This window comes from Mesorhizobium sp. WSM4830 (assembly GCF_055811495.1).
On record NZ_JBVVQI010000074.1, the window covers coordinates 1 to 3,329 of the forward strand.

General features: G+C 65.0%; 1 protein-coding gene and 1 pseudogene. Both read left to right on the top strand.

Going from position 1 to position 3,329, the window contains the following annotated elements; all coding sequences use genetic code 11:
- Positions 1-600, top strand: a pseudogene (locus tag AC0L2Y_RS34320) (transposase); the annotation flags it as partial.
- Positions 601-1,273: 673 nt separating this feature from the next.
- On the top strand, positions 1,274-3,329 hold a 2,056-nt coding region (locus tag AC0L2Y_RS34325; RefSeq protein WP_473562298.1), incomplete at its 3' end, for a DUF3363 domain-containing protein.

Here is a 3,329-nt window from a genome sequence, read left to right on the forward strand (position 1 = left end):
ATCAGGCTGTGCGCGATGCGACGACTGGCGATGCGCTGACATCAGAGCTGATGGACGCCATGCTGACGGCACGCGCCGCGCTGTGGAAGCAGTACTGCCGGCTGCACGAGCTGGTCGTGAGGTTCGTCGCCCGCGACGAGCTATGCCACCGCTTCATGGCGATCCCCGGCGTCGGCCCGGTGACCGCGCTGAGCTTCATGACGGCGGTCGAGGACCCGTCCCGCTTCCGCCGCTCGCGCGACGTGGCAGCCTATTTTGGCCTGACGTCGCGGCGTTGGCAGTCGGGCACCTCGATCGACTCGCAGGGGCGTATATCGAAGGCCGGCGACGCGGAACGTCCGGCGCGCCCCCTACGAGGCGGCGTCGGCGCTGATGACGCGCTTCCGCGGCAAGGACAAGCTCAGGAGCTGGGGAACGATGCTCGCGAAGCGGGGCAATCACCGCATGGCGACCGTCGCGGTGGCGCGCAAGCTGGCGGTGATCATGCATGCCATGTGGACGGACGGGACGTGCTATGTCGGCGACCCGGCGGCGCGCGAAACCGACCTTGTTGCGCGCGCCCGGGTCAAGGCCTGGAAAACGCTTGGCGCAGCCCGATGAACGGCGCGACGACGCTTGACGTGCAACGACTGCGCAGCATGACAGACGCAAACTGAACACACGAGCTCCGCTGCGAAGCGGATGAGGACCGGTGCAGACCAGGAACGACGGGACGCACGCTATCTTGCTTGCGGCCGAGCCGATCGAAAGACGGCCGGACCGCGTTGGACTGCCTGTGATGATGCCCCGTGAATCCGATGGAAAGTTGCACCCCGACGGCAAAAGCGCTGCCAGCATGCAGCCCGAAAACGCCGTCGGCGAGTGCGGAGGACCGCACCGGCGCACCGGATCTCGGCCGTTTCGCGGACAAGCATGTTGCGGAAAGCCGCAAAGTGTTTTTGAGTAAAAAAGAGGAGAGACGACGATGGTGAAAAGAGTACCGGAAGCACAACCGATTAGGACAGCAAGATAAAGCGAGCTGGCGCTCGCCCTCGCTTTGCTCTAAGTGTCTGTCTGCACATTGTTTTTCCGGGCGGATGTCGACGCAACGCAGAATGACGCGAGGTGCGGGGTTGACGGTCTATGGCTATGCTGTTGATTGGAAAAGCAAAGCTGTCGTGCCGCAGCGATGTGCGATCGGTTGTTCTACGCCGCAGCAAGTCTTTGCGCGCCGTAGAACGCCCGGCGCTCCGGCCACCTTGAAGCACCAAATCCGACTCCCGATGCTGTCGTCATGGCAGATCGTGACAGCGACAGATTCGAGGTTCGCATTGGCCGGATCCGGCGCAGCAGCACGCCGGTCAATTCGCGCACGCTGCCCTTTCTGCGCCAGGTCGAGATTGCCATCCGCAAGCAGGGCGGCAATCCCAATCGCCTCGGCGCAAGCAGGAACGACGGGCAGGGGAGCGGCCGCTTCAACGCGCGGGGCCGCGGCGGCAAGGTGGCGGCAGGATTGCCGAAGGACGGCGGTAGGTGGAAGCAGGACTCCAATGGCGTTCGCTTTCGCTCCCGCCGCGTCGTGGTGAAGGCCCGCGTCGTCAAGCTGCCGGGACGAGGGAAGAGGACCAGCGCGCGGGGCCAAAAATTCGTGACGACCAGCAAGGCCGTCGATGCGCATCTGCGCTATCTCCAGCGCGACGGCGTGACCAGGGACGGCGAGAAGGGCCGGGTGTACTCGGCCGTCGACGACGAGGCCGACGGCAAGGCTTTTGTCGAGCGCGGGCGCGGCGACCGCCATCAGTTCCGCTTCATCGTTGCGCCTGAGGATGCCGCCGATATGGAAGACCTGCGCTCCTTCACCCGCGATCTCATGCGGCAGATGGAGAGCGACCTCAACACGCGCCTCGACTGGATCGCCGTCGACCACCACAACACCGGTCATCCGCACACCCATATCCTGGTGCGCGGCATCACCGACGACGGCAAGATCCTGAACATCGCCGGCGACTACATCGCCCATGGCATCCGCCACCGGGCAGGCCAGCTGGTGGAACGGGAGCTTGGGTTGCAAAGCGAGCTCGAGGTCGCCCGCAAGCTGGCCAACGAGATCGGAGCCGAACGGCTGACCCGGCTCGACCGCATGCTGGTCGCCGAACAGCAGGAGCACGATCTTGTCGATCTCCGTCCCAATGCCAGCGACAGCTACACCATTTCCAGTAACCGCTATCTGCTGATCGATCGGGCGAAGAGACTGCAGCACTTCGGCCTGGCGAGCGAGATCGAGCCCGGCCGGTGGGTGGTCTCCGACAAAGCCGAAAGCACGCTGCGGGCGCTTGGCGAACGCAACGACATCATCAAGACCATGCACCGGGCGCTGGAGGAACACGGCCTCGCCGATGAGCGGGGTGCTGCGCAATATGTCATGCACCGGAAGACCATCACCGAGCCGGTCCTCGGCCGTGTACTCGCCAAGGGGCTCGCCGGTGATGAGATGAGCGACCGGCTGTCGCTGGTCATCGACGGCGTCGACGGGCGTACGCACTATGTCGAGACCGCGGATGCGGCAAAGTTCGACGACATCCAGCACGGTCATATCGTGGCGCTCGATCCGATCCTGCCAAAGCAGGAGCCACGTGCGGCCGACCGCAACATCAGCAGCGTAGCGGGCGAGGACGGCATCTATCGGCCGAGCCAACACCTGGAGGCGATCCGCGAGACATTTTTGCAGCAGGGCAAGGACCCGGACGCCTTCGTCCGTTTCCATGTCCGACGCCTCGAAGCACTGCGCCGGGCCGGCCATGTCGAGCGCATCGACGAAGACCACTGGCGCATTCCAAAAAACCTGTCCGAGCGCGGTATCGCCTACGATGGCCGGAACCGCGGAAAGGACTTTTCCGTCCGCGTGCTTTCGACGTTCGATCTTGATGCGCAGGTCGGCAGCGACGGTGCCACCTGGCTCGACCGGGAGCTTACGGCCACAAGCCCGGTGCCGCTGGTGAGGTCAGGTTTTGGTCTTGAGGTGGACACCGCGCTCGACAGGCGGGCCGCCCAGCTCGTCACGATGGGCCATGCCGAACGCGATTCGACGAGCGGGACGATCACCTTCGCGCGCGACCTTGTTGCTACGCTGGAGGGCCAGGAGGTCACGCGGGTCGGCAAGCAAATGGCCGCCGCACGCGGCCTCACCTTCGTGCCCGTTCAGCCCGGCAACCATGTCAGCGGTAGGCTGCTCGGCTCGGCCAACCTTGCCAGCGGGCGTTTCGCCATGCTGGACGACGGGCTCGGGTTTCAACTGGTGCCGTGGCAGCCCATGCTCGACAAGCGCATCGGCCAGCACATCAGCGGGGTCG